Source organism: Pantoea sp. GbtcB22 (assembly GCF_019091025.1).
Lineage (GTDB): Bacteria > Pseudomonadota > Gammaproteobacteria > Enterobacterales > Enterobacteriaceae > Pantoea > Pantoea leporis.
In genome coordinates this window covers 1-248 of sequence record NZ_JAGXKB010000544.1, presented here as the reverse complement: position 1 = coordinate 248, position 248 = coordinate 1, and the positions used below count along the sequence as shown (strand labels likewise).

Sequence of the window (248 nt, the reverse complement as noted above, 5' to 3'; positions counted from 1 at the left end):
CGCCACGCGCTGCTGCTGGCCACCGGATAGATGACGCGGCCAGGCATCGGCTTTGTCACTCAATCCCAGGGTCGCCAGCAGCTCACGCGCATGCTTGAGTGCATCCTGCCGTGTAAATTTGTGCACACCTATCGGCGCCTCAATGATGTTTTGCAGCACCGTCATGTGCGGATAGAGGTTGAACTGCTGAAACACCATGCCCATTTTCTGGCGCTGATGAGCAATTTTACGCGCCGACAGACCATGCA

At 56.9% G+C, this 248-nt stretch carries 1 protein-coding gene; it reads right to left on the bottom strand.

All coding sequences use genetic code 11. From position 1 onward, the window contains the following. Window positions 1-248 (bottom strand): ATP-binding cassette domain-containing protein (locus tag KVT28_RS25935; RefSeq protein WP_217551136.1); only part of this gene is annotated, 248 nt, incomplete at both ends.